Source organism: Magnetococcales bacterium, assembly GCA_015232395.1.
Taxonomy (GTDB): domain Bacteria; phylum Pseudomonadota; class Magnetococcia; order Magnetococcales; family JADFZT01; genus JADFZT01.
In genome coordinates this window covers 1-24,038 of record JADFZT010000020.1, presented here as the reverse complement: position 1 = coordinate 24,038, position 24,038 = coordinate 1, and the positions used below count along the sequence as shown (strand labels likewise).

14 protein-coding genes and 1 CRISPR repeat array are annotated in these 24,038 nt (G+C 53.0%); of the genes, 4 read left to right on the top strand and 10 right to left on the bottom strand.

Annotation, left to right across the window (positions count from 1 at the left end; all coding sequences use genetic code 11):
- Window positions 1-17: 17 nt before the first annotated feature.
- The gene (locus HQL52_07905) at window positions 18-3,326 is read right to left on the bottom strand and encodes a PAS domain-containing protein (protein ID MBF0369362.1); all 3,309 of its coding nucleotides are present in this window, start codon (window positions 3,324-3,326) and stop codon (window positions 18-20) included.
- A gap of 230 nt (window positions 3,327-3,556) precedes the next feature.
- A complete protein-coding gene (locus tag HQL52_07900) occupies window positions 3,557-6,793 on the bottom strand; it encodes a PAS domain S-box protein (GenBank protein ID MBF0369361.1) in 3,237 nt (1,078 codons plus the stop codon).
- A gap of 316 nt (window positions 6,794-7,109) precedes the next feature.
- Here HQL52_07900 and HQL52_07895 point away from each other — a divergent pair, with 316 nt between their 5' ends.
- The 3 genes from HQL52_07895 (at window position 7,110) to HQL52_07885 (ending at window position 12,103) form a co-directional block, all read left to right on the top strand.
- Window positions 7,110-9,713 (top strand): PAS domain S-box protein, encoded by a 2,604-nt coding sequence (locus HQL52_07895; protein ID MBF0369360.1) that lies wholly within the window; start codon window positions 7,110-7,112, stop codon window positions 9,711-9,713.
- 63 nt (window positions 9,714-9,776) lie between these two features.
- Window positions 9,777-10,415 carry a hypothetical protein gene (locus HQL52_07890; GenBank protein MBF0369359.1) on the top strand — a complete coding sequence of 213 codons (639 nt, stop codon included), beginning with the start codon at window positions 9,777-9,779 and terminating at the stop codon, window positions 10,413-10,415.
- A 581-nt stretch (window positions 10,416-10,996) separates the two neighbouring features.
- Window positions 10,997-12,103 carry a transposase gene (locus tag HQL52_07885; protein MBF0369358.1) on the top strand — a complete coding sequence of 369 codons (1,107 nt, stop codon included), beginning with the start codon at window positions 10,997-10,999 and terminating at the stop codon, window positions 12,101-12,103.
- 399 nt (window positions 12,104-12,502) lie between these two features.
- Here the strand turns inward: HQL52_07885 and HQL52_07880 are convergent, their stop codons facing one another.
- From HQL52_07880 to HQL52_07845, 8 genes are all read right to left on the bottom strand, one after another.
- Window positions 12,503-12,748, bottom strand: a complete 246-nt coding sequence (locus HQL52_07880) for a hypothetical protein (GenBank protein MBF0369357.1) — start codon at window positions 12,746-12,748, stop codon at window positions 12,503-12,505.
- A gap of 2 nt (window positions 12,749-12,750) precedes the next feature.
- Window positions 12,751-14,529 carry an Hsp70 family protein gene (locus HQL52_07875; protein ID MBF0369356.1) on the bottom strand — a complete coding sequence of 593 codons (1,779 nt, stop codon included), beginning with the start codon at window positions 14,527-14,529 and terminating at the stop codon, window positions 12,751-12,753.
- Window positions 14,530-14,531: 2 nt separating this feature from the next.
- Window positions 14,532-15,197 carry a nucleotide exchange factor GrpE gene (gene grpE / locus HQL52_07870; GenBank protein MBF0369355.1) on the bottom strand — a complete coding sequence of 222 codons (666 nt, stop codon included), beginning with the start codon at window positions 15,195-15,197 and terminating at the stop codon, window positions 14,532-14,534.
- A 3-nt stretch (window positions 15,198-15,200) separates the two neighbouring features.
- Window positions 15,201-15,521 (bottom strand): DnaJ domain-containing protein, encoded by a 321-nt coding sequence (locus HQL52_07865; GenBank protein ID MBF0369354.1) that lies wholly within the window; start codon window positions 15,519-15,521, stop codon window positions 15,201-15,203.
- A complete protein-coding gene (locus HQL52_07860; protein MBF0369353.1) occupies window positions 15,514-18,168 on the bottom strand; it encodes a hypothetical protein in 2,655 nt (884 codons plus the stop codon). Before HQL52_07860 ends, HQL52_07865 begins: the two co-directional genes overlap by 8 nt.
- 650 nt (window positions 18,169-18,818) lie before the next feature.
- A complete protein-coding gene (locus HQL52_07855) occupies window positions 18,819-19,823 on the bottom strand; it encodes an Rpn family recombination-promoting nuclease/putative transposase (protein MBF0369352.1) in 1,005 nt (334 codons plus the stop codon).
- Between the two features lie 15 nt (window positions 19,824-19,838).
- A CRISPR array of direct repeats spans window positions 19,839-22,194; the repeat unit is 36 nt; unit sequence GTCTCAATCCCTTCGAAATCAGGGTGGGGTCCGGAC.
- A 221-nt stretch (window positions 22,195-22,415) separates the two neighbouring features.
- Complete coding sequence (locus tag HQL52_07850) at window positions 22,416-23,354, bottom strand: Retron-type reverse transcriptase (GenBank protein MBF0369351.1); 939 nt, start codon at window positions 23,352-23,354, stop codon at window positions 22,416-22,418.
- A 22-nt stretch (window positions 23,355-23,376) separates the two neighbouring features.
- Window positions 23,377-23,652, bottom strand: coding sequence for a CRISPR-associated endonuclease Cas2 (locus tag HQL52_07845; protein MBF0369350.1), 276 nt, complete (start codon window positions 23,650-23,652; stop codon window positions 23,377-23,379).
- Here HQL52_07845 and HQL52_07840 point away from each other — a divergent pair.
- On the top strand, window positions 23,651-24,038 hold a 388-nt coding region (locus HQL52_07840; GenBank protein ID MBF0369349.1), incomplete at its 3' end, for a hypothetical protein. The two genes, HQL52_07845 and HQL52_07840, sit on opposite strands and share 2 nt — an antisense overlap.

The following is a 24,038-nucleotide window of genomic DNA, read 5'->3' as shown; positions in this document are numbered from 1 at the left end:
GCGTCTATTCCTCGGCTTCATTCATTCGACAGATCCACCACGGCGGTCTTGATCGCCAGTCTTCCATCCCATTTCACGATCTGGGATGAAACCAGCAGGGGAACGTTTTTTCCATCCCTTTTTCGTCCCATCGCCCGGACCTTTTTCGGCGCGTGCCCGGTCGGAAACGGATAATTCCGCGTGGAACCGCCCTTGCCCACGGCGTCGCTGAAGAGCGCGCCAACGCCATCAAGCTTGAGGATCTCCTCCGGTTCGGCGTATCCAAAAATTTTCGCCACGTCGTGATTGGCGTAGATAGACCGGCCCTCCTGATGGATGACGAGGCCTTGGAGTGATCCCTCCGCCAAAGTTCGGTAGCGTTCCCGCGTCGTTTTCAGATCCTTTATAGCTTCCCGGAGATTCGTCGTATCTTCAAAAATGAGGATGAAAGAGGAAGCTTTCCCCTTATCCTTTGCGGCCAGGGGGGCGATCTGGGCGTGCAACGTTCTAGGACCGATCTTGGGCATGTTCACTTCCAATTCGGCTCCACGCATCACGTTCTTTCCAATAACCTCCTTGATCAGTGGATTCAATACGCCGTGAAGCTTGCGACCGATGACTCCGGAGAGTTTTCGGTTGACCGCCGGTTTTTTGTTGGGCTGAAACCATTTTTGAAACACGGCGTTAACCAGATTGATCTTCTGATCGTCTCCAGCAAAGGCGACCGCTATGGGCAGCGCGTCGGTGACCAAGCGAAGTTGCCGTTCGCTCTTTTCGAGTGTCGCCCGCGCCTCCATCAGTTCCGTCTGGTCCGCCAGGACGATGACCACGCCATCAATTTCATTCTCCTTAGTGCGGTAAGGAACGATGCGCATCCAATAGGCACGTCCCCCCGCATGAACCGCCTCGCTGATTTCGCTCTCCATACCCATGGCTTCCACCAGTTTTTTCCGTAAGTCCTTGATCTCCACGGGGCCCGGCACGGAGGTGATGAGTTGGCCGAGATCGTCCGGCGTCAGACCGAAAAGACGAACGGCCTGCTGGGTATAGCGTTTGATGCGCAGCTTCGTGTCCAGGATGACCAGTGAATAACCGACGTTGCGTTGGATGTTCTCCAGGTCGTTGTTGGTCTCCAGCAATTCGGTGGTGCGGACGGACAGCTCCTCGTTGACGGTGGTCAACTCCTCGTTGGTGGACTGCAACTCCTCGTTGGAGGTTTCCAACTCCTCGTTGGTGGACTGCATCTCCTCGTTGGAAGCCTGCAACTCCTCGTTCAGGGCCTGCAACTCTTCATTGGAGGTTTCCAGTTCCTGAATGACGGTTTGCAGATGCTCCTTGGTGGCGACCAGTTCCTGTTCCAGTTCCGTCACCCTGACCGCACCATTTTTGGCGGCTTCGTCGTTGGCATCGGCGACGTTTTCCGCTTTGGCGTCCAGCGGCGTTTCGTTGAAACAGACCAGGAAAAGAGGCGTGTACTCTTCCACCTGTTCACAGGGATGAATGGAGAGGCTGACCACCAGCTCTTTCCTGCCGACGCTGACGATCCGAGAGATGCCTTTGGCGCTTTTTCCCTCCTTCTTGGCCTTGGTAAAAACGGCCCAGAACTCGCCCCTCAACTCCGGAATCAGGATACGGGTCAAATTCATCTCGGCGCGACCGGAGGAAATATCAAGGTAAGGACTGATCTTGCCATTTATCTGGTGGATCAGGCCGTCTTCACTGATGATCATGCCCTTGGGCGCGAATTCTTTCAGATAGGCCGCCTGCATCACCTCTTCAATGGTCCGTTTTCGCTTGGCCTCGGGGATGGATTTGCCACGCGGCATGGCTGGCAGCACGGTACGAAGCAGAGTTTTTGGCATGCCGGGCTTTCGCCTGAACAGTCGCCCTTTTGCGCTGACGCGGATGAACATTTCGGCGTTGAAGCCCAGGGATTCGGACTTGCCCAACAACAGATAACCGTTGGTGTTCAGGGAAAATTGAAATTGCCTGAATACGTGATCTTGCAGCTCCTGATTGAAATAGATCAGGACGTTGCGGCAACTGACGAGGTCCAAACGCACGAAGGCCGGATCCTGGATCAGGTCCTGGCGGGCAAAGACCATGATATCCCGAAGATTCTTGGAAATCTGGAACTTGTCCCCATGTTTGGTGAAATGCCTGTCGATCAGTTCCTGTTCCACCTCCTTGAGGGAGGATTCCAGAAAAATGCCCTGCCGGGCCCGCGCCAGGGCCTCCATGTCGATGTCCGTGGCGAAAATCTGAACCTTGAAGCTGCCCAGGCGCGCGCCCAACTCTTCAGCAAGAAGGATGGCGATGGAGTAGGCCTCCTCACCGGTGGCGCAGCCGGGAACCCAGATCCGGATTTCATCCCCGGAGGATTTTTCATTGGCGAAGACGCGAATGGCCTCCTCAAGCTGGTTGAAGGCGACTTTGTCCCTGAAAAAGGAGGTGACGGAGATGAGTACGTCCTTGGAAAGCGCCTCGGCCTCCTGGGGATTTTCCTTCATGTAGGCCAGATAGTCGTCGATGTCGCGCTTGCCCGTGGCCACCAGGCGGCGCTCGATCCGGCGGCAGACAGTGGCGACCTTATAGTTGGAAAAGTCGATCTCCGTCCGTTTCTTGACCAGGGCGAGTATTTCGTCCTGGGCCGATTTTCCGCTCTCCCGTTCCTGCATCAATTCGTAGGCCCGGGTGGGAAACTGGATCATCTCCGCCAGATGTGTTCCGATCTGGTCCGGGGGCAGAACCACGTCCACCAGATTGGTCTCCAGAGCCGCCAGAGGCATGCCGTTGTATTTGGAGGTCTTGGGATCCTGGACCACGCAAAAACCGCCGTGGGCTTTGATGGAACGGATGCCCATGGAGCCGTCCGAACCGGTGCCGGATAGAATGACGCCGATGGCGTTCTGCTCCTGATCCTCGGCCAGGGAGGAAAAAAAGTTGTCTATGGAAGGCTTTGGGCCCACCGGATTGGATGTCGGCTTCAAATAGAGAACGCTTTGTTTGATCTCGATATCCGAGTTGGGTGGGGTGATGAAGATCTTGTCGGGCTCCAGAGGCATTCCGTCGGTGACCTGAACCACGGGAAGTTCCGTTTCCCGCGCCACCAGATCAACCATCATGCTTCTGTATTGGGGGGCCATATGCTGAACGATGACGTAGGTCAGCGGTTTGGGGTGTTTAAGGTGAGAAACAAGCGGCCGGATGGCCTCCAGCCCGCCAGCCGAGGAGCCGATGCCGACGACGAAAAGATCGTTTTTCTCTGTCCTGGCTTTGGGACGCCGACCTTTGGTGGAAGACGTTTTGGCGGAACGTCGTTTCGTGGTTCGGCCTTTTTCAGCCATTGGAGCCTCCAGGGCATTCGTGGATGGAAAAGTCCATCTGGTACATTATCCTAAATCCGGCAGTTGGGCGTACGCACATGCCCCAGCCTCTTGATCCACCAAGCAAATCGGGAGAAAATCTTGTGACCAATCAGGTGACGGCGATTTCTCCCAATTCACTATGCGAACCAATATCCTGCACCAGCCACACACGCCCAACTGCCGGATTTAGGATTATCAATATATCGTATTCAAGCTCCGGATTCAGGTTCCGAGCGCACGACAGCCGTCTGAATCGCCAATTGTCCCTCCCAATTGACCACCCGGGACGAGGCCATCAAGGAAACGGCCTTGCCATCCTTGTCCAGCCCCCGGGCCTCATGAACGGCGGGCGCATGTCCTGAACCGAACAGTTTGGATTTAGCGATCCCCTTTCGGCGCTCTTTGGTGGGCAGAAGGTTGTTGACGTCTTTCATGTCCACCACCTGTTCCGGGTCCGTATAACCGAAAAAACGGGCGAAGGCGTGGTTGCAGTAAACAGGCACGCCTTTTCGGTGGATCAATACGCCCTGGATGCCGGACTCCGCCAGAGTGCGGTATCTTTCCCGAGAGAGCTGAAGCTCCTTTCGAGCCGTCGTCAGTGCGGTCACATTTTCAAAAATCAGTATAAAACCGCCGGTAGACCGCCTTTTTTCATCCAGGTGGGGAACCATGAGCAGTTGAAACGTCTGGATATCCTTCCCTGTGGGGGAGTGTTCCAACTCAATGCTGGTTGATTCGCCCTCGGAAGCTTTGGCAACGCCTGGTTTCAAGTGATCGTAGATTTTTCGTCCAAAAGCGTTAAAAAGGCGTTTTCCGAGAATATCCTTACCGCTGCCAAACCACTCCAGAAGCCTGTGATTGACATTGACGACCCGCTGATCCGGCCCAATCAACGCCACGCCCATGGGCATGGAGTCGGATATCAGGCGTTGCAGGCGTTCGCTGTGGGCCAACTCCTGGCGAATGTTGTAGATTTCAGATTGATCGATGATGACGATGACCGCCCCCTCGATTTTGTTCTCCAAAGAGTAGTAGGGCACGATTCTGAACCACAAGGAGAGCGTGTCGGTCAGGATTTCCTCCTGGTGTTCCTTGCCGGAGGCGATGACCTTCGCCAATTTTTGTTTCAGATATTTGATATCCAGATGGGAAGGGGCGGCAGTGATAACCTCTCCGATATCTTCCGCCGCCAACCCGAAATATTTTACGGCGGCCGGCGAAAACCGTTTTACTCGCAATTTGGGGTCGACGATGATGAGGGAGTAACCGACGTTTTTCTGCATGTTTTCAAGGTCGCTGTTGGCGACCATCAACTCCGAGGTCCGGGTCTGCAACTCCTCGTTGACGGTGGTCAGTTCCTCGTTGGTGGATTGCAACTCTTCATTGGCAGTTTCCAACTCCTCATTGGTGGATTGCATCTCCTCATTGGAAGCCTGCAACTCCTCATTCAAGGCTTGCAGTTCCTCGTTGGAGGTTTCCAACTCCTCGATGACGGTTTGCAAATGCTCCTTGGTGGCCACCAACTCCTGCTCCAGTTCAGGAACCCTGGTCGTGTCTAAATTGACGCCATCGCTCGCTTCGGTAGAATCGTTTTTCTCCGGGATGTCGAACTCTTCAAAGCCAATGAGATAAAGACTGCTGATTTGTGAAACCCTCGTGGCGGGGTGAATGCCCATGCGCACGCCTTTGCGCATTCCGCCGAAAACGATCGGCTTGATGGAGCCGATGGCCGAGTCGCCGGTTTTCTTGACTTGAGAGAACAGAGCCCAGAATTCGCCACGCAATTCCGGAATCAACATGCGCGTGACGTTGAGATCCCCCTTGCCGGAGCCCAAAATCATATATCCGGTCACATCGCCATTGATCTGATAGACCGAACCGTCATCTCCCACCATCAGGCTTTTCGGGGCGTAAATGCGCATGATGGTGGTGCGCATGGCCTCTTCGACGCTGATTTTTTTCTGATCCGGCGATTTGTGCGACCCCGGCCAGATGGGCTTGGGACGATCCGAAAGCGGGGCGCGACCGAATCGATCACCGACGCCGACCTTTTTCTGGTAGATACGGTATTTGGCATTGGAGGTCGAAAAAAGGTCCGCGCTCTGACCCAGGGCTTCCGATTTGCCAAGAAACATGTAACCGGAGGAAGCCAAAGCAAAATGGAAGGATGAAAAAACCCGATCCTGGAGTTCCTGATTGAAATAGATCAGAACGTTGCGGCAGGTGATGAGATCCACGCGGACAAACGGTGGGTCCTTGGCGAGATCCTGGCGGGCAAAAACGACCAACTCGCGCAAATCCTTGGAGACGTGAAACTTGTCGCCCTTCTTGGTAAAATAACGGTCGATGTATTGTGGCGGCGCCTCTTTCAGCGCCGCTTCCAGATAAATGCCCTTCCGCGCCGCTTCCAACGCCTCCAGGTCGATATCGGTGGCGAATATCTGCACCTTGTAACTTCCCACTTTGATGCCCAGAAGTTCCGAAAGCAGAATGGCGATGGAGTAGGCCTCCTCACCGGTGGCGCAACCGGGAACCCAAAAGCGTATTTCATCTCCAGGTTCCTTGTTATGGACGATCTCCTGAAGAACCTCTTTCATGACCAGGAAGGCTTCTTTATCTCTGAAAAAACCCGTAACTGAGATAAGAACGTCCTTGGCCAGGCTTTCAGCCTCGGCGGGGTTGTCCCGCATGTGCAGGACGTAGCTGGGAAGATCCCTGGTTCCCGTGGCGTTGATGCGGCGTTCGATACGGCGGCATAGGGTGGTCTGTTTGTATTTCGAAAAATCGATGTCCGTACGTTTACGGACCAGGGCGAAAATTTCATCAAGACCCGACAAGCCGGACTTTTCATCATCCATCAGCTCAAGAAGCTTGCCGGGAGTCTGGACAATATCAGGTAGATTGATGCCTATCTTGTCCGGGGAGAGGATCAAGTCGATCAGATTGGTTTCAATGGCCGCCAAAGGCATTCCGTTGTATTTGGCCGTTTCCGGGTCCTGGACCAGAGTAAATCCGCCATGCGCCTTGATGGTGCGCATGCCAAGCGCGCCGTCGGAGCCTGTACCAGAGAGGATGACACCGATGGCTTTTTCACCCTGATCTTCCGCAAGGGCGGAGAAGAAGTTATCGATGGAGGGTTTGGGGCCCACCGGGTTGGTGGGGGGTTTGAGAAAAAGGACGCCATCCTTGATGTCCGCATCGTGGTTGGGAGGCGTGATGTGGATGACGCCAGGGGAAATGGGCGTTTTGTCCTTGATCTCCATGACGGGAATTTTAGTCTCCCGCGCCAGAAGCTCCACCATCATGCTCCGGTATTGAGGGGCCATATGTTGGACGACCACATAGCCCATGTGCGCATTGGCGGGAAGTTTGGCCACCAATGGGCGCAGGGCCTCCAAGCCGCCCGCTGACGCGCCAATGCCCACCACGAAAATTTTATCTTTCACGGCCGAACTTTTCTTCGTCGACTTTTCCCCGCCCGCGCTTGGCTTTTTTGAGGCGTCCAGGTCGGAGGCGGTTTTCCGTTTTGCGGTGGCTTTGCGCGTTGCGCCTGTTTTACGAGGGGGCATGGTTTCCTCCAGAGGTTGAAGAATAAAAACCTCTATTTTCTACGTTAAAGATCTATCAGCTCTACTTAAAGTCTACTAAAAACGGAATCAAGTCCCTGAAACCGTATCGCATTTCGTCATTGAAGTGTATATTATTTTCAGCCCGCATGTCTGGGCTTTTCAACCATTTTCGATGATGAGAAATTGTTAGGCCATGTCTAAAACCACCAAAAGCCGGAAAGAGGTTGAGCAGGAGGTCAAACGCCTGAAAGAACAGGTCGCCGACTTTAAGCTGCGGGAATCCCGTTTCTCTGACCTGGAGGCTCAACTCGAACGCACCCTGGAAGATCTCAATACCCATCAGGAAGAGTTGCGCAGTCAGAATGACGAGTTGCTTCTGACCCGGGAACGGATGGAAACCCTCCTGGAAAAATATTCACTGCTTTTTCTGGATTCACCAGTGGCCTATTTTGTTGTGGACCACTGGCAAAAAGTTATTGAGACCAATCATGCGGCTGCTGAACTTCTTGGCATCGCCAAAAGCCAACTCATGGGAAAGCCGTTTCTTCCTTATGTTCCCAGAGAGATGCGCAAAAAACTGGGTGAACATTTTCAACGGGCGTTCAGGTTTGAAAGCGCCAGCGATGAGTTGCAACTTCTACGAAAGCTGAAAGAGCCTGTCCACTGTCTTTTGCAGAGCCGTTTGACGCGAGATCCGGGAAAAGACCAGGCCCTTTGCCTGACGGTCGTTTTTGACATTACCGAGCGCAAACGGACGGAAGATCAAATTGCCGAGCTTGCTGAACGCAACGCCAGGATACTGGACTCGGCGGCGGAGGGGATTCTTGGCGTTGACGATCATCGCAGAATCATCTTCTCAAATCCTTCGGCCGCAAACCTTCTTGGCTGGCCCGTGGAAGATCTGCATGGCAAAGACATACGGAAAATTTTGAGGCCGGTCTCATCCAAAGGTGAGAAAATCGGCCTGAAAGATGACCCGGTCGTTGAAACGTTGCAGGATGGCAGGCCCCGCTCCGTGCTGGATGGATATTTACACCGTCGAAGAGGGGCCCGTTTTCCCGCCAGCTATACGGTTTCTCCCACATTTCACGAAAAAGGCGTTTCCGGTTTGGTCTTTACGTTCCGTGATGATACGGAGAGAAAGGAGATTGAAGAAAGGCTGAAAACCGCCAAAGAGCAGGCCGAGGAGGCCAACCAGGCCAAAAGCGCCTTTTTGGCGACCATGAGCCATGAAATCCGCACGCCGATGAATGCGATCATCGGCATGGCGGACTTTGTGGATGCCTCTACCTCCTTGGAGGAGAGAGCCGAGGCCATGGCTGTCATCAAAGAGTCGGGACAGGCGTTGTTGACTTTGATCAACGACATCCTCGATCTGGCGAAAATCGAGTCCGGCGAAATTGGTCTGCTGTCAGAGGAGTTTTCCCCAAGAGATCTGGTCGAAAGCGTGCGCAGTATCATGCGCTATCCAGCTGTTGAGCAAAAAAAACTCGCTTTGGAAAAATATGTGGACCCGGATGTCCCTGATGTGGTCAAGGGAGATTTTCGCAGAATTCGTCAAGTCCTGATCAACCTGGTCGGCAATGCGGTTAAATTTACGGAAAACGGTCATATTGCCATTTCCGTCAAAATGGCGGAGAGCAATGATGATACGGCGTCTCTGCTCTATATCGTTCAGGATACCGGTATTGGCATCCCTGAAAACAGACTTGAGGCCATTTTTGAGAATTTTGTTCAGGCGGACAAAACCACCAACCGCCGTTTTGGAGGGACCGGTCTGGGGCTGGCCATCTCCAAGCGCCTGATTGAAATCATGGGGGGAACCATCTGGGTAGAAAGCGCGGAGGGAAAAGGCAGTGCGTTTTTCTGCAGAGTTCCCTCGGAGATGGTTGACCTTGACCACTCCTTTCAGCGCAAGTCATCGATTGAGCCGTCAATAGAATCCGTCGATACAAGAAAACGCGCTATAAAGTCAGGTCGAAACCGCGCAATCACCGAGCCCGTTATTTCACCATCAACGTCGATTCTGTTGGCTGAAGATGATCCAGTCAATCAAATCGTGTTCCTGAAAATTTTCAAGAAAATGGGGTTGTCTCCAGATTTAGCCCAGAATGGTCTTGAAGTTCTGGAAATGACATCGCGCAAGAAGTATGAACTCATTTTTATGGACATTCAAATGCCGAAAATGGATGGCATTACGGCGGTCAAGCATCTACGGGACCGGGAAAAATCCGCTGGCCATTCCCATCATTCCACCGTTATCGCTCTGACAGCGTTTGCACTGGATGGAGATGAGGGCATTTGCATTACAGCGGGGATGGATGATTATTTATGCAAGCCCGTCAGTGGGCACGATCTTCGACGTATTCTCTACCGCTGGCAGGGCAATGAAAATAAAGCTGGAACCATGTTGGCAAATATCGAAAAGCCCTATGATGGCATGGTTGACGTGGATGAAAGAAGGCTTTGGAAGCTTAGAGATGATGTGGGAGGAGAAGATTTTGAATCTGTTGTACGCGTGTCCCTCATCGGCATGTTTGAACAAGCCTATGCCATTCTTAATAATATAAAAAAAGATGATGTAAAATCCTTAAAGGCCTCATCTCATAGACTGAAAGGAACATGCTGGCAGTTGGGTGCAGTAAAGGTTGGAAGTATTGCAGAAAGCCTGGAGCGCTCAAGCCGGAATGGTTCTGTTGGAGATATATCTGTTATTGCGGAAACACTTGAACATGATATAATAAATGCAAGGGAATCCATTGAAAAGTTCCTTGAAAGCATGGTGTTTGACGGATGAATAACTCAGCTCATTCAGTAGTTGTCATTCGTAGATACGCTCATGCAGAGTTTGGGTGGGCTCATGCCTGAATCCTTTAATAGAGTAGCGTTCCATAAAAGACTTGGTGGATTGATAGGTCAACAGAATCCATTGGCCTGGGCTGAAAAAATTGGCCTTTCCAAACAGGAATTCACTGGGATTTGGACGGATGGTTTAACGCCAAGTTTGGAGCATCTTATTCTCATTCATAATAAAACAGGAGCAAGTCTGGACTGGTTGATATTTGGGAGTGCTAAAATTATGGAAGAGAATAAAAAAAGAGCGCCTGACTGTTTGAAGGAATATGGAGAGGAATTTTTAAGTTCAATGCATGACAAAGCCAGATCCATATGCAGCCAAGATGGATCTGGCGATAAATTAATCCCTGCAAGCAAAAAAGAGCTATCCAAGCTGACCAAGGCTCTGTGCCCAATTTTTTTCAGACATTACCGCCGTCAAGCATTTGAAAAGGAGGAACTACGCGCGGAAAATGAGGCGATGAAGAAGCGCGTGGAAGCATCGGAACAAGCGGAAGAAGAGGCAATCGAAAAACATCACTGCGCATTGAAACGGGCAGAAGCGGTTGCTGTTGATCAACGCCGAAAGGCATCTGCGCGCGCGAAAAAGGATGCGATAGAGAGGCGTCAGGACGCAGTGGAACGAGCCGGCGGGAGAAAATGAATTGAGGGAAGGGGTGTGCCTCCCTACGCGACTGTCAACTTGGCGTCCATACGGCATCCATGGTAGATTTTCCCAATGGATAAGACGCCTCACTTTAACCATGGATTTCGGTTTCCAGGCCAGATCATCTGCCACGCAGTTTGGCTCTATCACCGGTTCGCCTTCAGCTTCGAGACGTGGAGAAAACCCTGGCCTCACGAGGGGTTATCGTGACTTACGAATCCATTCGCCAATGGTCCCTCCATTTCGGTGAGGATTACGCCAAAAAGATCCGATCCAGGCAGGGTCAACCTGGGGATGACAGGACTTTCCCCAAAAAAAACAGGGTTTGATGCGCGCAACACGATGATTCAATGGGAGAAAATGTTGGTTTGGAAGTGAAATGGGCATTTTTGGAGAGACTTTTTGCAGGATGAGGGGCGCTCCCCGGTGGGGTAGGATTCCGGTTGCGAAGCCAGGAACACCAACTCACCAAAAGGAGGCCCCATCTCATGATACCGCAGACTGCGACCAAAATCCGCTCCCAGATGCCCCATTTTTCGGGGAGATTTTCAGTCGGTTTAGGAAAAGTGGCACGGCGGTTGGTGGATGAGGTGATGTATGGCGTTGCGGCCCGTGGCAGCGTTCGTCTGACTGAGATTGGACGTGCGCTGGAAGAGCGGATACCTCTGTCCAAGACCGAAACCCGGTTATCCCGTAATCTAGCTCGTGAAACCATAGGCCAAGAGGTGGGCGCTTCAGTGTTACGGGAAGGAGCCGGCAGGATCCAGGATCGAACCTTGCTGATCCTGGATCCATCTGATCTGACCAAACCTTACGCCAAGAAGATGGAATTTCTGGCAAAAGTCAGGGATGGCAGCGCGGGAAAGATTGCCTCTGGTTATTGGTTGTGCCAGGTGGTGGGCGTCGAGAATGGGGATAACGCCATTATTCCGCTCCACTCCCACCTATACTCTCAGGAGGCTCCGGGTTTTTTGAGCGAAAATGCGGAAATCCTGATGGCAGTGGAGCAAGTGTCTGCGGCCTGTGAAAATCGAGGCGTTTGGATAATGGACCGTGGTGGTGATCGTGGTGCGCTGCTTGAGCCCATGGTGGATGCTTCGAGATCTTTCATCATTCGCCTGAAAGGAAACCGCCATTTGATTTGGGGCCAGCGTCACCGTGCGACCTCGGATTTGGCCAGGGACTGCCCGCTACGCTACTCATCATGGATCGTGCGTGAAGAGCATGGCAAAGAGGTCAGGGTGGATCTGGAATATGGCTTTCGGCCCGTCCGTTTGCCTGAACGTCCCGAAGTCCACCTGTGGATGGTGGTGGTGCAGGGGCTGGGTAAAGAGCCACTGATGTTGCTGACGAATACTCCCCTTCGTCGGCGGCATAAGGATGTGGCATGGGTGGTAAACGCCTATTTTTCAAGATGGCGCATTGAGGAGGCGATCCGTTTTGTTAAACAAAGCTATAGCCTCGAAGATATTCGAGTTTTGACCTATGAGCGTCTGCAAAACATGGTGGTTCTGGTCAACGCCGTAGCCTTTTTCACGACTGTAATCCTGGGGACGAGGCTGAAGTTGGATATCCTGGCCACGCATTTGACGAAAGCATCAAAGCGGGTGTTCGGCGTGCCTGATTTTCGCTTCTATGCCCTGGCCGACGGAATCCGGGAAGTTTGCGCTCGATCTCCCAGGTGAGGCCCAGTTGCGGAATTACAGGACTATGGGCAACTGGCGTTTGATTTTGAGTGAAAATTTTTGGGGAAAGTCCTGGGAAAGATCATCATGCCTGGTTTCTTCCATTCCGGCCTCCATTCGTCTGGTTTTCAGCCAGAATGAAAGATCGCCATGAATAGTGGAACCCTGCCCTTTATTGAGCGCTTACCTTTGAATGTTCGAGCTACGGTGAATTTCCGTTTGGTACCAGTTGGCAAAATTATCTGACATATTGAAACCGATAGCAATACCATCCTCGATGGCCGTCAGCCGGAGGGGATCACCATTTCGGAACTGAAAAAGCCGTTTCCAGTGGAGTGGGAGGAGCAGCAGACCTTTTTTTGGAAGGCGTAGGGGAGGACAATAGTGAGGAATAGTTTGTCAGGAATGGTTCAGGAAGCTATTCAGGTGACGGATAAAAAAGTCGTTATGATATAGGGCTGCTTGGCTGGTGAGATGGCGAGCTTTATCCAAATCACCCTGGGCCAAGGTGCCAATGGCGGAAGTGACGAGGGCATTGGCAGTCGATTTGGCCTGCCAAACAAGCCCCAGATCCGCTCCACAACGCCGACAGATGGCGGTCTGGTCGTCCACTGAGCCCCGACACAGGCCGCAACGCGCAGCCACCCTCAGGTCTCCATGTAGTAGAGGATGTCCGCCAACTGCTCCCGGGCTTCTGCCAACGCCGTGAAATTTTCCTTATCCAGAGCCTGAAGGATCTCTTCGATCAAATTGATCATGTCGTCGCGATCCTCGTCACTGGCCTCTTCAAGCATTCGTTCAGCCTTCTCCACCAGAGCGCGGGCTTCGGTATGTTGCTGCCGCTGGGCAGGGGTGACATCCTCTTGGCCTTGGGGGATGTTCTCCTGGGGTGTGCTGTCGATTACCTCCTCGTTTTCGAACAAGGCTTCCACCCGGGAACGGGCCTGGTCCATCTCTTCGGCTTCAAAGTGGGTCATGGCGTTGTCAATGGTAATGCTGCGCTCCAGTCCGCTGATCTTCTCTCGGGCCGAGGCATGTAGAACTCCGTTGAGATCCAGATCGAACGTCATGACGATGGGATTGTTGGCTGGTGCTTTGGATAATCCTTCGATACGAAAAGATCCAATCAGAATGTTGTGCGAGGCATCCGGATTTTCGCCCTGATAGACCTTTACATCCACCACCTTCTGATCGTCCTGCACGGTATAAAACACTTGGCCGCGGCTGACCGGAATCGGCGTGTTGCGGTGGATGATGGGAACGTAGACGAAAGGGGTCTCAATGCCATCCAAAAACCCCAGGGCGCTGGTGCCAAAGGTGTAGGGGGTTACATCCACCAGCACGGCACTGGCGGCTTCGCCTTTGACAATTCCCCCCTGGATAGCCGCCCCCAGGGCCACGCACAAATCCGGATGGATCTCCCCCCGGGGCGAACGATGAAAAATCTCCTCCAGTCGCCGCCTCACCAGTGGCGTGCGGGTTGAACCGCCCACGAGTAGAATTTCCTGGATGGCATCCGGGGTCAGTTTGGCGTCATCCAGGGTAGCATGTACCGACTCCAGGGTGCGTTCCACCAGTTCCTGGATCATTTCCTCATAATCATCCCGAGACAATTCCAGGCTCAGATGAACCGGTACCCCATCCTTTTCGGTGATGAATTCCTCTTCGATGTTGACAAAAGGATATTCCGACAGTACCCGTTTGGCAGCTTCGGAGGCACGCAGCAGTCGGGCATGAGCGGGACTTTCTGGAGAAAGCGTCACCCCATGGGTGGTTTCGAGTTGCTCCAGCAGGTGGCTGGTGATGAGTTGGTCAAAATCATCCCCCCCCAGGTGATTGTCGCCGTGACTTGCAATCACCTCCACCACGTCCTGTTCCATACGCACAATCGAGACATCGAAGGTCCCACCCCCCAGGTCGTAAACCAGAATGTCACGCATTCCTTCATGCCCGGCCTCATAGGCCAGGGCGGCGGCAGTGGGCTCATTGATCATCCGAACCACATCCAATCCGGCAATGGTCCCAGCCTCGCGAGTAGCCTGCCGCTGGGCATCCGAAAAGTAGGCCGGTACGGTGATGACGGCTCGGTTGACCGGTTGTCCCAGGTCGGATTCGGCCATCTCCTTGAGCCTTTTGAGGATGATCGCTGAAATTTCCTGGGGAGCATAGTTGGTTCCACCCAGATCGATCCGGGTATCCTGTCCCATGAGCCGTTTGACTGACTTGACACTGCGCTCAGGGGCAGCCGCATACTGGTTGCTGGCACTCTGTCCCACCAGCAGTACCCCGTCTTCGGACAGCCCCACGAAAGAGGGGAGGATGGGATCGCCCCCGGAGTCGCCAATCAGGCGCGGCTGGCCGTTTTCAAATACCGCCACCTCGGAGTTGGTAGTACCCAGGTCGATGCCAATAATAATATCATTCACGATCAGTCTTCCCCTTGCCGGTTGACGGTCACCTCTGAAAGCCGTAGGACTTGGCCAGCCAACAGGTAGCCAGGACGCTCTTCGGCAATCACCACCCCCGGTGGATGATCTGGATCCCATGATGTACCCATTGCCCGCATTCGCTCTGGATCAAAGGGGCGGTGCAGGGTTTCCAGACGTTGCACACGCTGGGCATCCAGAATTCTGTCCAGCCGTTTTAACAACATCCGCTGGCCTTGAACCAGCCCTGTCAGCCAAGCCGCATGGGCCTTACCTCCAAAACTCCGGACCCGCCACGGGAGCGCATACCCATCGAGGGTGTTGAGGCTTTCGGCAAACCGGTCCCTAAAGTCCAGCATTTGGAGGAGCAGATGGTGTTGCGCCTCCCGGGGGCCTTCGCCACGGGCTTGGTGGATCTCCCGGGTCTGGCGCGCCAGAGTGGATTGATTTTCGGTGACAGTGTTGAAAAGTTCTCCGAATTTATCCAAAGCCCCCTTTACCTGGCGGGCCTCACGGGCCACCTCATTGCGCAGTCCAGCCATCTCCATGTACACATTGGCCAGATCAGCCTGTCCGGAGACGTCATTCAAAGTGGATTCTTCTTCGGGCAGTTGGTCCAGATAGGATTGGAAACGCTCTACTAGGAGCTGTTTGTCGGCATCGTCCAAGGATCACTCCCGTTTTAAGCGGTGTTGTTTCAACACGGTTCCAAAATGGTTGGAAAAAACCTCGGCAGTCATGGGTTCCGGGTTGCTCTTCTGCTTCAGCAGGTGTTGAACCAGGGGATGCAAGTCAGGGCTGGCTGTCTGGAACAGGGAAAAATCACGCCGGTTGCGTTCACTGGCCAGCAGCTCGAAAGCCTCGCGGATTTGCCGGAATCGTTCAGGGTGGTGCTCTGGCGGGTAAAGCCGCAACTGGGCCAAGTAGGCTTGGCGAACCTCTTCGTCGTCGGTATTGGCCGGAACCTGGAGAATTTGATAGGGATCAATCATCGAAATCAAATTCCAACTGTCTGGGATTGTGCAGGGTCTTTTTCGGTTTACGGGGCTTTCGCGGCACTGGTGGAATGACTGGCGGGTTGGGCTCATCGAAACTGGTGTTTTCCATAAATTGATCGATCAACCGTTTGGCTTCAGTCGGACCCAGAGGAAAGCTGGGGACAAGCTCCCGATAGAGGTGTGCCTTGATCTCTGCCAGCGTCAAGCCCCGATCCTGGGGAGCCAACTCAGCCAATATCTGCAGAGCCTTCAGAGAGAAAAAGGCCTGGATGGCTTCTTCAGGGTCACTTTTGGCTCCTTCAAGACTTTCTTCCAGCTGATCAAAAAATTCAGGGAAGATAGGGAATTTTTCGTTATCAAGATGTTCTTCGTAATCAAACGGTATTCCTCCAGGTATTTCAGGCAAGCCAAAGGGCATGGGGGGACCGGAGTTATACATGAAATGCCCGATGCGATCCTGGGTACGATGATCCAGCGTCGAACCTGCTTCCATCATGGCATCGTCCAAACGGTTCAGATCCCGATACGGCACCCGGTATTCATCCCCTTCATATTTCGCAAACAACTGGAAGAACAGAAACGAGGGATCTCCAGGCCATTTTTTTATCCCTTCACGAGCAAAAGCGCCAAGTGGCTTGAACCCTTCATGATCGGCTAGAAAGTGGCAGACCAAACGGCGTTGATCAACCGGAAGGGGCAGACGGGCGCATTTGTTTAACCAGGTGGAGAGTGCCGGTATCCACGCTTTTGGATTCAAGGATGGTTCCCGCCCGCTCGCTTCTATGCGTTCTATCAAATCCAATAGCAACCCAGGTTCCGGTGAAGTGTCTTTCAGGCTTGCAGTGAGCTTTTTCTTTAAGGCACCAAACAGGGACTGGGACACGATTATCCGTTCGGCCTCCATCAGGGCCATCAAATCCGCTACACATGCATGATTGGCCTCTTGGCGAGCCTGTTTCATATGGATGTCGGCTTGGCGTTTGTCTCCTGCCATCAACGCCATAACCCCTCGGCAAATTTGAACTGAACCATCGCGGATCTGGGGGCGTTCTACCGTTTCGGCAAGTTTGAGTTCCTTTTCAGCTAAATCCTGGCGTCCGGATTTAATCTTTTTCCGGGCATGCATCAGGTGGCCCTTCACCACCTGACGGCGCACCGGATTGTTGATTGGATTGCGCTCAAGGATTTGACCAGCCAGTTTTACGGCTTTTTTGAAGGCACCACCGTCGAAGGCTTCGTTCATCGCCGCCTCCAGTACCTCGGGATCTTCAGGGAAGTGTTTCACCGCACGTTGCACGGCTTGGCGGCGCTGTTTGGCATTCCCTTTTTTTTCATGGAGGTGAATTAACCGCAGATAAACCTGGCGGTCGGAAGGGTCAGACTCCAGGCTCCTTTCCAAATATTTGATTTCAGAAAAACGCTGCTCCGCAATCGGTTCAGACCAGGAATCGGCCCAATGGTCCTTTTCATCCAGCTGACTGACTTTATTTGCCAGGTCGCCCATGTGGCGAAAAAGGGCGGCCCGGACAGGACCTTTTTCGGCTTCTGGCAGATCCTCATCTTCCGCTTCTAAGCGTCCCACGCAGAGCTGCCACTGATCCAGAGCGGTGTCCAAATAGCCTTTCCGTTCCTCCTCAAGGGCGGCCATGCGGTGCCGACGCCAAGCCGGCAATAAACCGAATTTTTTATTATATTTCGATAACCCTCTGGGATGTTGGTCCAGCAGGCTACCGCAAATTTGTCGTCCAATCTGCTCAGGGATTAAGTTGGCCCACCTGTCGTTCAACAATATTGAGAACAACCTATCGGGCCGCGATCGAGACCGTTCAATCTGCCCTAGCAGCTCCTGGGCTGGTTTTTCCACCCCTTCGAGAAACAAGGCCATCTTGTAGGCGGATCCTTCAGAGTCCCCCTCCGAATCCGGTTGAGGTTGTTTACCCTGGGCAAGGGGGATCAGGACACGCGCGATGGGGGATAACGGGGAGTCCACCGGAATTCTTTCCAGGATCCCCATGGCCGATTCGGGATTACTCCGGGTTGCCAAAATTCCAAGCAGGAGCAGACGCAGAGACCGTAGGGAAGAACGCACAGGAATCTGTTTGGTGGCCTCCCGGGCCTCTTGCTGTCGATCCAATATCAATGCTTGTATAGCCTGTCTGGCATGGATCAGATGACGTCCAACTGGGTGATCCGTTCCCAAGGCATTGGCTATTTCTTCATCCACCACCGCCAAGCAGGCCAACAGTTCGGCCACCGGGGTGTGGGAGAATTCTGGGGTATCCGTATTCTTTTCCCCCCACAGACGCGCTGCCTTGACATGAAGCCCGGCATTACACCAAGCAGAGAGCAAGAGCGACGTATCGATCCTTGCGCCATTCAGACGGTCAGCCTGTTCCAATGTCACCGCCGCCTCTCGAAACAATCCCTTATCAAACAACTCCTTGGCACGCCCCCAATAGGCCGTTATCAGAAGCTCGCAACCTTGCCCACCCGGTTCCTGTTTGTTCAGGGATTTGAGATTTTCAATGGCCTGACGAAATTGTCCGGCTGCCAGCAAATCCTTGCCCTTCTGAAAAAGCTGTCCGGGCGTTGCCGAGCGGGTACGTTTCTTTCGTTTGTGGCGTTTGGCCATGCCTGACATGAATGTAATTTGGGTTTCCAGAAATTTTTCGTGCTCCCTCATGGAGCCACCAATAATTATCCATATCCTATTACGAGCCAAGTCTCAACCCAGGACATCATCCACCTACAGCCGATCCCACCAACCATGGGAGGGATTCCAGAACGTTTCTTCAATAAAAGTTTGAACCCGGTTCGTCTCGGTCACCCACTCGCATTCCCAACTCGGTGTCCGGACAAATTGCCGTAAGTATTTGATTATCCATCGACACGAGGTTTTAGAGAGTTTGGGCCAGAAGAGAGAAAATGGGGGATTTTTTGTTGGAGGGTCGACACGAGGTTGGTGGGGCAGGGTAGGGGGGTATGCCCGTAACCATTGAAAATATTGGGGAATTTTGGCGTAAAAAAAACCGCATCATTTGGGGGTGGGCGGCCTGAGAATATCTCTGAAAAAAGAAATGGTGCACCGGGAAGAACCCGGTTCGAACAATCTCCGTTTTTTTGTGTATATCAAAAAACGGAAACAGAGAAAGTTTTGGTTACGCTCGGTATGCGGAACGAACCCGGTTCAAACTCAGACCCAATAAAATCAACAACTTGTAAATTTTGTCAGTCACGAGGTTTTGGCCATTTTCCGATTGCGCCTTGGTACCCGAGGTGAAGTCGAAATTACTACACAAAGATCTCGTCCAAGGATTGAGCGTCCAAAATCCGATCAGACCACTCCTCGATTTCACCCAAGGAGGCGGCAGTAAGTTTGTCCTCGACCCAAGAGGGTAGGGGAGTGCTTCCAAATTTTTTATAGAGGAGGCGACGAAGGACTTTGGTTTCACCTCGCCGCTCGCCGATCTGCTCGCCTTCCTGTCGGCCTTCCTGTCGGCCTTCCTGTCGGCCTTCCTGTCGGCCCTCTAGGCGACCTTTTGCGATCATCTCCCTGGCAAATAGGGATTTATATTCTTCCGCCTTCCCAGGGAAAGCCTCATCCGAAAACGCCTGAATGCTATCCATATCCAACTCCTCATAGGTTTGAATCAGATAGAGCAAGGTTCGCTTGGCAAGCTCTTGATCAACCTGCAAAACTTTACCGATTCCGGCAACCGTCTCAGGCCTCAATCCCTTTTTAAATACACATTTTAGGGCCAGGAACCCACCACGCAGCCGATCATCCCTAGAAAGTGCAGCATCATCGATTCGTCCCAGATCCACCACCGAAAACCTAAAATCCAGCAGATGCTTCTGCCAGGAAGTCTCTGCATCCACTAACGCAGAAAACAGGGGTGGGATCTGCCAAGTCTGCCTCCCATGGTACACCAATAGCGGCACAATGGGTGACAGACGCCCCCCACTATCTGTCTCCTCCCGCATCTGCTCCCAGATCCGGACCATATACCGCAGAAGTTGCAATGCTATCCAGTCGTCCGGATGGCTTTTGTGTTCGATGAGCGCGTATACGTAGGCCTCACCACCTGCCACCGTCTTCACCCGGAACAGCCGATCTGTCAGATGCTGACGAAACTCACCGTCGATGAAAGTCCCATCCACCAAGCTGGGCGGCTCCAGCGACAAGCATTCTGCTATCTCTTTGGGCAGACGCTCCCGCAAGAGAGTTCCCGCCGTCACAGGATTCGAGAGCAGGATCTTCAGAAAGCGGTCGTGTGGATGGGCAATGTCAGCCATGTCCAGCGCCCTTCAGTCTCAATCCCTTCGAAATCAGGGTGGGGTCCGGACGACGCGGCGGAACGCTACTGCGCCGGCATCAGGCTGTCTCAATCCCTTCGAAATCAGGGTGGGGTCCGGACATCTGCCAAGAAAAATGTGATCTTATTTTAAGGTCTCAATCCCTTCGAAATCAGGGTGGGGTCCGGACCATACAGTTCGGGGAACCCTCAAATCCCTTCCCATCGTCTCAATCCCTTCGAAATCAGGGTGGGGTCCGGACCCGGTGAACTGGTTGGTTGGAACTTGGCTCGTGAGTCTCAATCCCTTCGAAATCAGGGTGGGGTCCGGACATGAGCATCAATGTTGAACTGGCCTACTTCTTCCAGGTCTCAATCCCTTCGAAATCAGGGTGGGGTCCGGACGGAATTCCGGGGATGGAATGCCCCAGACCTGCAGTCTCAATCCCTTCGAAATCAGGGTGGGGTCCGGACAGACGATCAATAAGAATATCGTTGTGTTTATTGGCGTCTCAATCCCTTCGAAATCAGGGTGGGGTCCGGACGAGGGTGAGCGGGTGCTTTGGATCGATTTTGAGCAGTCTCAATCCCTTCGAAATCAGGGTGGGGTCCGGACCAAGCTTGGTGTCTACGTACTCATGAAAAGGCGGTCTCAATCCCTTCGAAATCAGGGTGGGGTCCGGACCTGACGGTGATTACATTGGGACGATCAGCAAAGGGTCTCAATCCCTTCGAAATCAGGGTGGGGTCCGGACGAAGAGGAGGAAATAAAGGCATCTCAATTTTATAAGTCTCAATCCCTTCGAAATCAGGGTGGGGTCCGGACGACGCCAAGATGTCCATCGATCGGTTGGTGAGTCTCAATCCCTTCGAAATCAGGGTGGGGTCCGGACTTCGTCTTTATCTTCGCCATTATGATTCCCCAAGTCTCAATCCCTTCGAAATCAGGGTGGGGTCCGGACACGCAACGTTGGATAAGGTTGTAGTATATCCGACCGTCTCAATCCCTTCGAAATCAGGGTGGGGTCCGGACGTTGCGACGTTTTTCGTAGCACCCAGCCTGGGAACGGTCTCAATCCCTTCGAAATCAGGGTGGGGTCCGGACACGTGGTTCCTTCGGTGCCGCCCGTCAACTGGAGTCTCAATCCCTTCGAAATCAGGGTGGGGTCCGGACTGGGATGAAAAAACAAATAAACCTATTTTAAGAGTCTCAATCCCTTCGAAATCAGGGTGGGGTCCGGACTGAATTGATCGTTAAACAACTGGAAGATTTCAGTGTCTCAATCCCTTCGAAATCAGGGTGGGGTCCGGACAAAAACTGGGGGAGCAGGTTGCAGGAATACAAAAAGTCTCAATCCCTTCGAAATCAGGGTGGGGTCCGGACAGGCGGGTCTTGGTCTCCTGCCTACCCCCCCGCAAGGTCTCAATCCCTTCGAAATCAGGGTGGGGTCCGGACATCGCCATTTCGACAAAGAGTGCGTTGATGTTTTGTCTCAATCCCTTCGAAATCAGGGTGGGGTCCGGACATTTAATCCCAGTGCCGTCATTCCAAAATTGTCCGGTCTCAATCCCTTCGAAATCAGGGTGGGGTCCGGACGGAAAATGGGGATTATATCACGTATTCCCAACATGTCTCAATCCCTTCGAAATCAGGGTGGGGTCCGGACTCGGAGAAGCATTTTTTATGAGCGGAGGAAAAAGTCTCAATCCCTTCGAAATCAGGGTGGGGTCCGGACACTGCCGCCCAAAGCTCCACCGATGCACTCATGATGTCTCAATCCCTTCGAAATCAGGGTGGGGTCCGGACGCAGTTGCAAACAGCCTGACGCCCAGCTTGACCTAAGTCTCAATCCCTTCGAAATCAGGGTGGGGTCCGGACTATCAGGGCGGCAATGTAACCATCGAACACAAAAGTCTCAATCCCTTCGAAATCAGGGTGGGGTCCGGACAAAGCAGAGGATAAAGATGGAGTAGGATATGGTCTCAATCCCTTCGAAATCAGGGTGGGGTCCGGACAGAAACAATGAAACACAAGATAGGTTTCTATCGCAAGTCTCAATCCCTTCGAAATCAGGGTGGGGTCCGGACGTTACATTGCCAGGGCTACAAACCAAGCAAGTGAGTCTCAATCCCTTCGAAATCAGGGTGGGGTCCGGACTTAGAGAAACATGTTTTTGTAGCCTCTCCTGAGGGGTCTCAATCCCTTCGAAATCAGGGTGGGGTCCGGACGTTTATCAATGCATACAAACTTCCTCCCTTAGATGAGTCTCAATCCCTTCGAAATCAGGGTGGGGTCCGGACAAAAACAGCTGGGTTTTTATGCTTATACTAATTTGGTCTCAATCCCTTCGAAATCAGGGTGGGGTCCGGACCCCCTCCATCCATGCAACTGTTTGATTTTCAAAGAACAAAAATTGCCTAAGAAACAGGCAAATAAAGTTAGCTTTTTTTGCGTCATTTTCTTGTTTGCCAAGAAACAGCTTATCATGCGCAACATATTGAATACAAACAAATTTTAAAAAAAACACCCACAAGAGACAATCAGGCATAAACAATATTTCGCTTCCACAAAAAAAATAGCTTTCCATGTCCCTCACCCGCGGCCATCCGGGGCGTCATATTTTGGCGCGCGGGGCATTTTTCGACCGAGAAATCGGACGGCTGGACCACTGCGAACCACGCGGGTCTTGTCGGGATGCAGTTCCAGATCCAACCGGTTCAGTTCTTTGCCGACGAATGTCCGTGCCGCCTCCGCCGCCCTTTGGGTCGGGGCGAAAACGAGAAAATCGTCGGCGAAGCGGACGAAGGGGAGATTGGCCGCCGCCAACCGCTGATCAAAGCCGGTCAGGTAGAGGTTACAGAAAAATGGCGAAAGAACGCCGCCCTGCGGAACGCCCCGACGTTTGGTCAAAAAACCGGTACGCGGCGCGCCGACATCCAACCACATGTCGATCAATTTCAACATTTCGCGATCATCGATTGTCCGCTTGAGAACCTTGCGTAGCGGACCATGGGGAATGCGGTCGAAAAATTGTCGGATGTCGGCGTCCACCAACCATTCCAGGCCGCAAAGGATATGTTCGCGCGCCTTCGAGACCGCCATTTCCACCGACCGACCAGGCCGGTAACCGTAACTGTCGGAATGAAAAAGCGACTCTCCCAAGGGTCGCAACGCCCACAGAACGGTTTTTTGAGCCAGTTTGTCCCGCAACGTCAAGGCGGAGATGATTCGTTTTCCGCCGTCGGCCTTGGCCACCGGGAACATGCGCGTCGGATGGGGTCGATAGGCGCCGGTCCGCAACTCATCGGCCAGTTGGATCAAATGCAGCGCAATGTTCTTTTCCATGTCGGCCCGGGAGAGCCCGGGAATCCAGACGGCATTATCCCCCTTGAGACTTTTCCAGGCGGCGTTGAGGGTTTGGGGCGCCAGCGCCAGCCCCCGTTTTTTCAGGGACCGGTGAATTTTTCGCAGACGACGCGGCGAGGAGATGTCATATCCGACCAGATACCAGCCAGGCTGCCCGCTGCTCATCCATGCAATCCTTCACGCCTCATCAACCGACCAACCGCAAGGAGGTGGAAAAGGCATCGCTCCTTCCCGTACCCCGACTCAATACGCGCCGTCGACCATCCACCCGCGCCAGCAGCAGGCTGTCGTCCCGTGGGTGGATGGCGCTGCCCAACTGGATGAACAACTCTTCCGCCGCCGCCCGCATCAGGCGGCATTCATGCACCGATTTCTGCCCGTCCAGCCGCCATTCGCGCAATATTTTCAAGACCGCGCGGCGGGTCTTGTTCAAGTGGATGTCGTAGGCGATGATGACGTCCATGATCGTGTTTTTGTCCCTTGATGACGCTTTGCCGCCCACGCCGTCCGTTTACGGCGGGGCGGGCGAGAGGAAAAGAGAACCCCTCCGTCCAGCCTTCGGTCAATCCTATCACACCGAGGTTGAAACGGGAGAAAGCTATTTTTTCTTGGGCGACGAAAAATCGTTGATGACTGGAATTTCCATATCTGAGCGGAATGCAAAATTTGTTTGGATTCAAGGTATTGCGTGTGATAAGGTTTTTCTTGGGCATCAAGAAAATCGCGTCGCGAAAGCTAACTTTTCTGCCTCTTTTTTAGGCAATTTTTGTTCATGTTTCGGAAAAACAAAGTTGGAGATTAGCCATCCTAATTGGAAATTCATTTGTCTGATGGCTTGTTTTTTTGGAC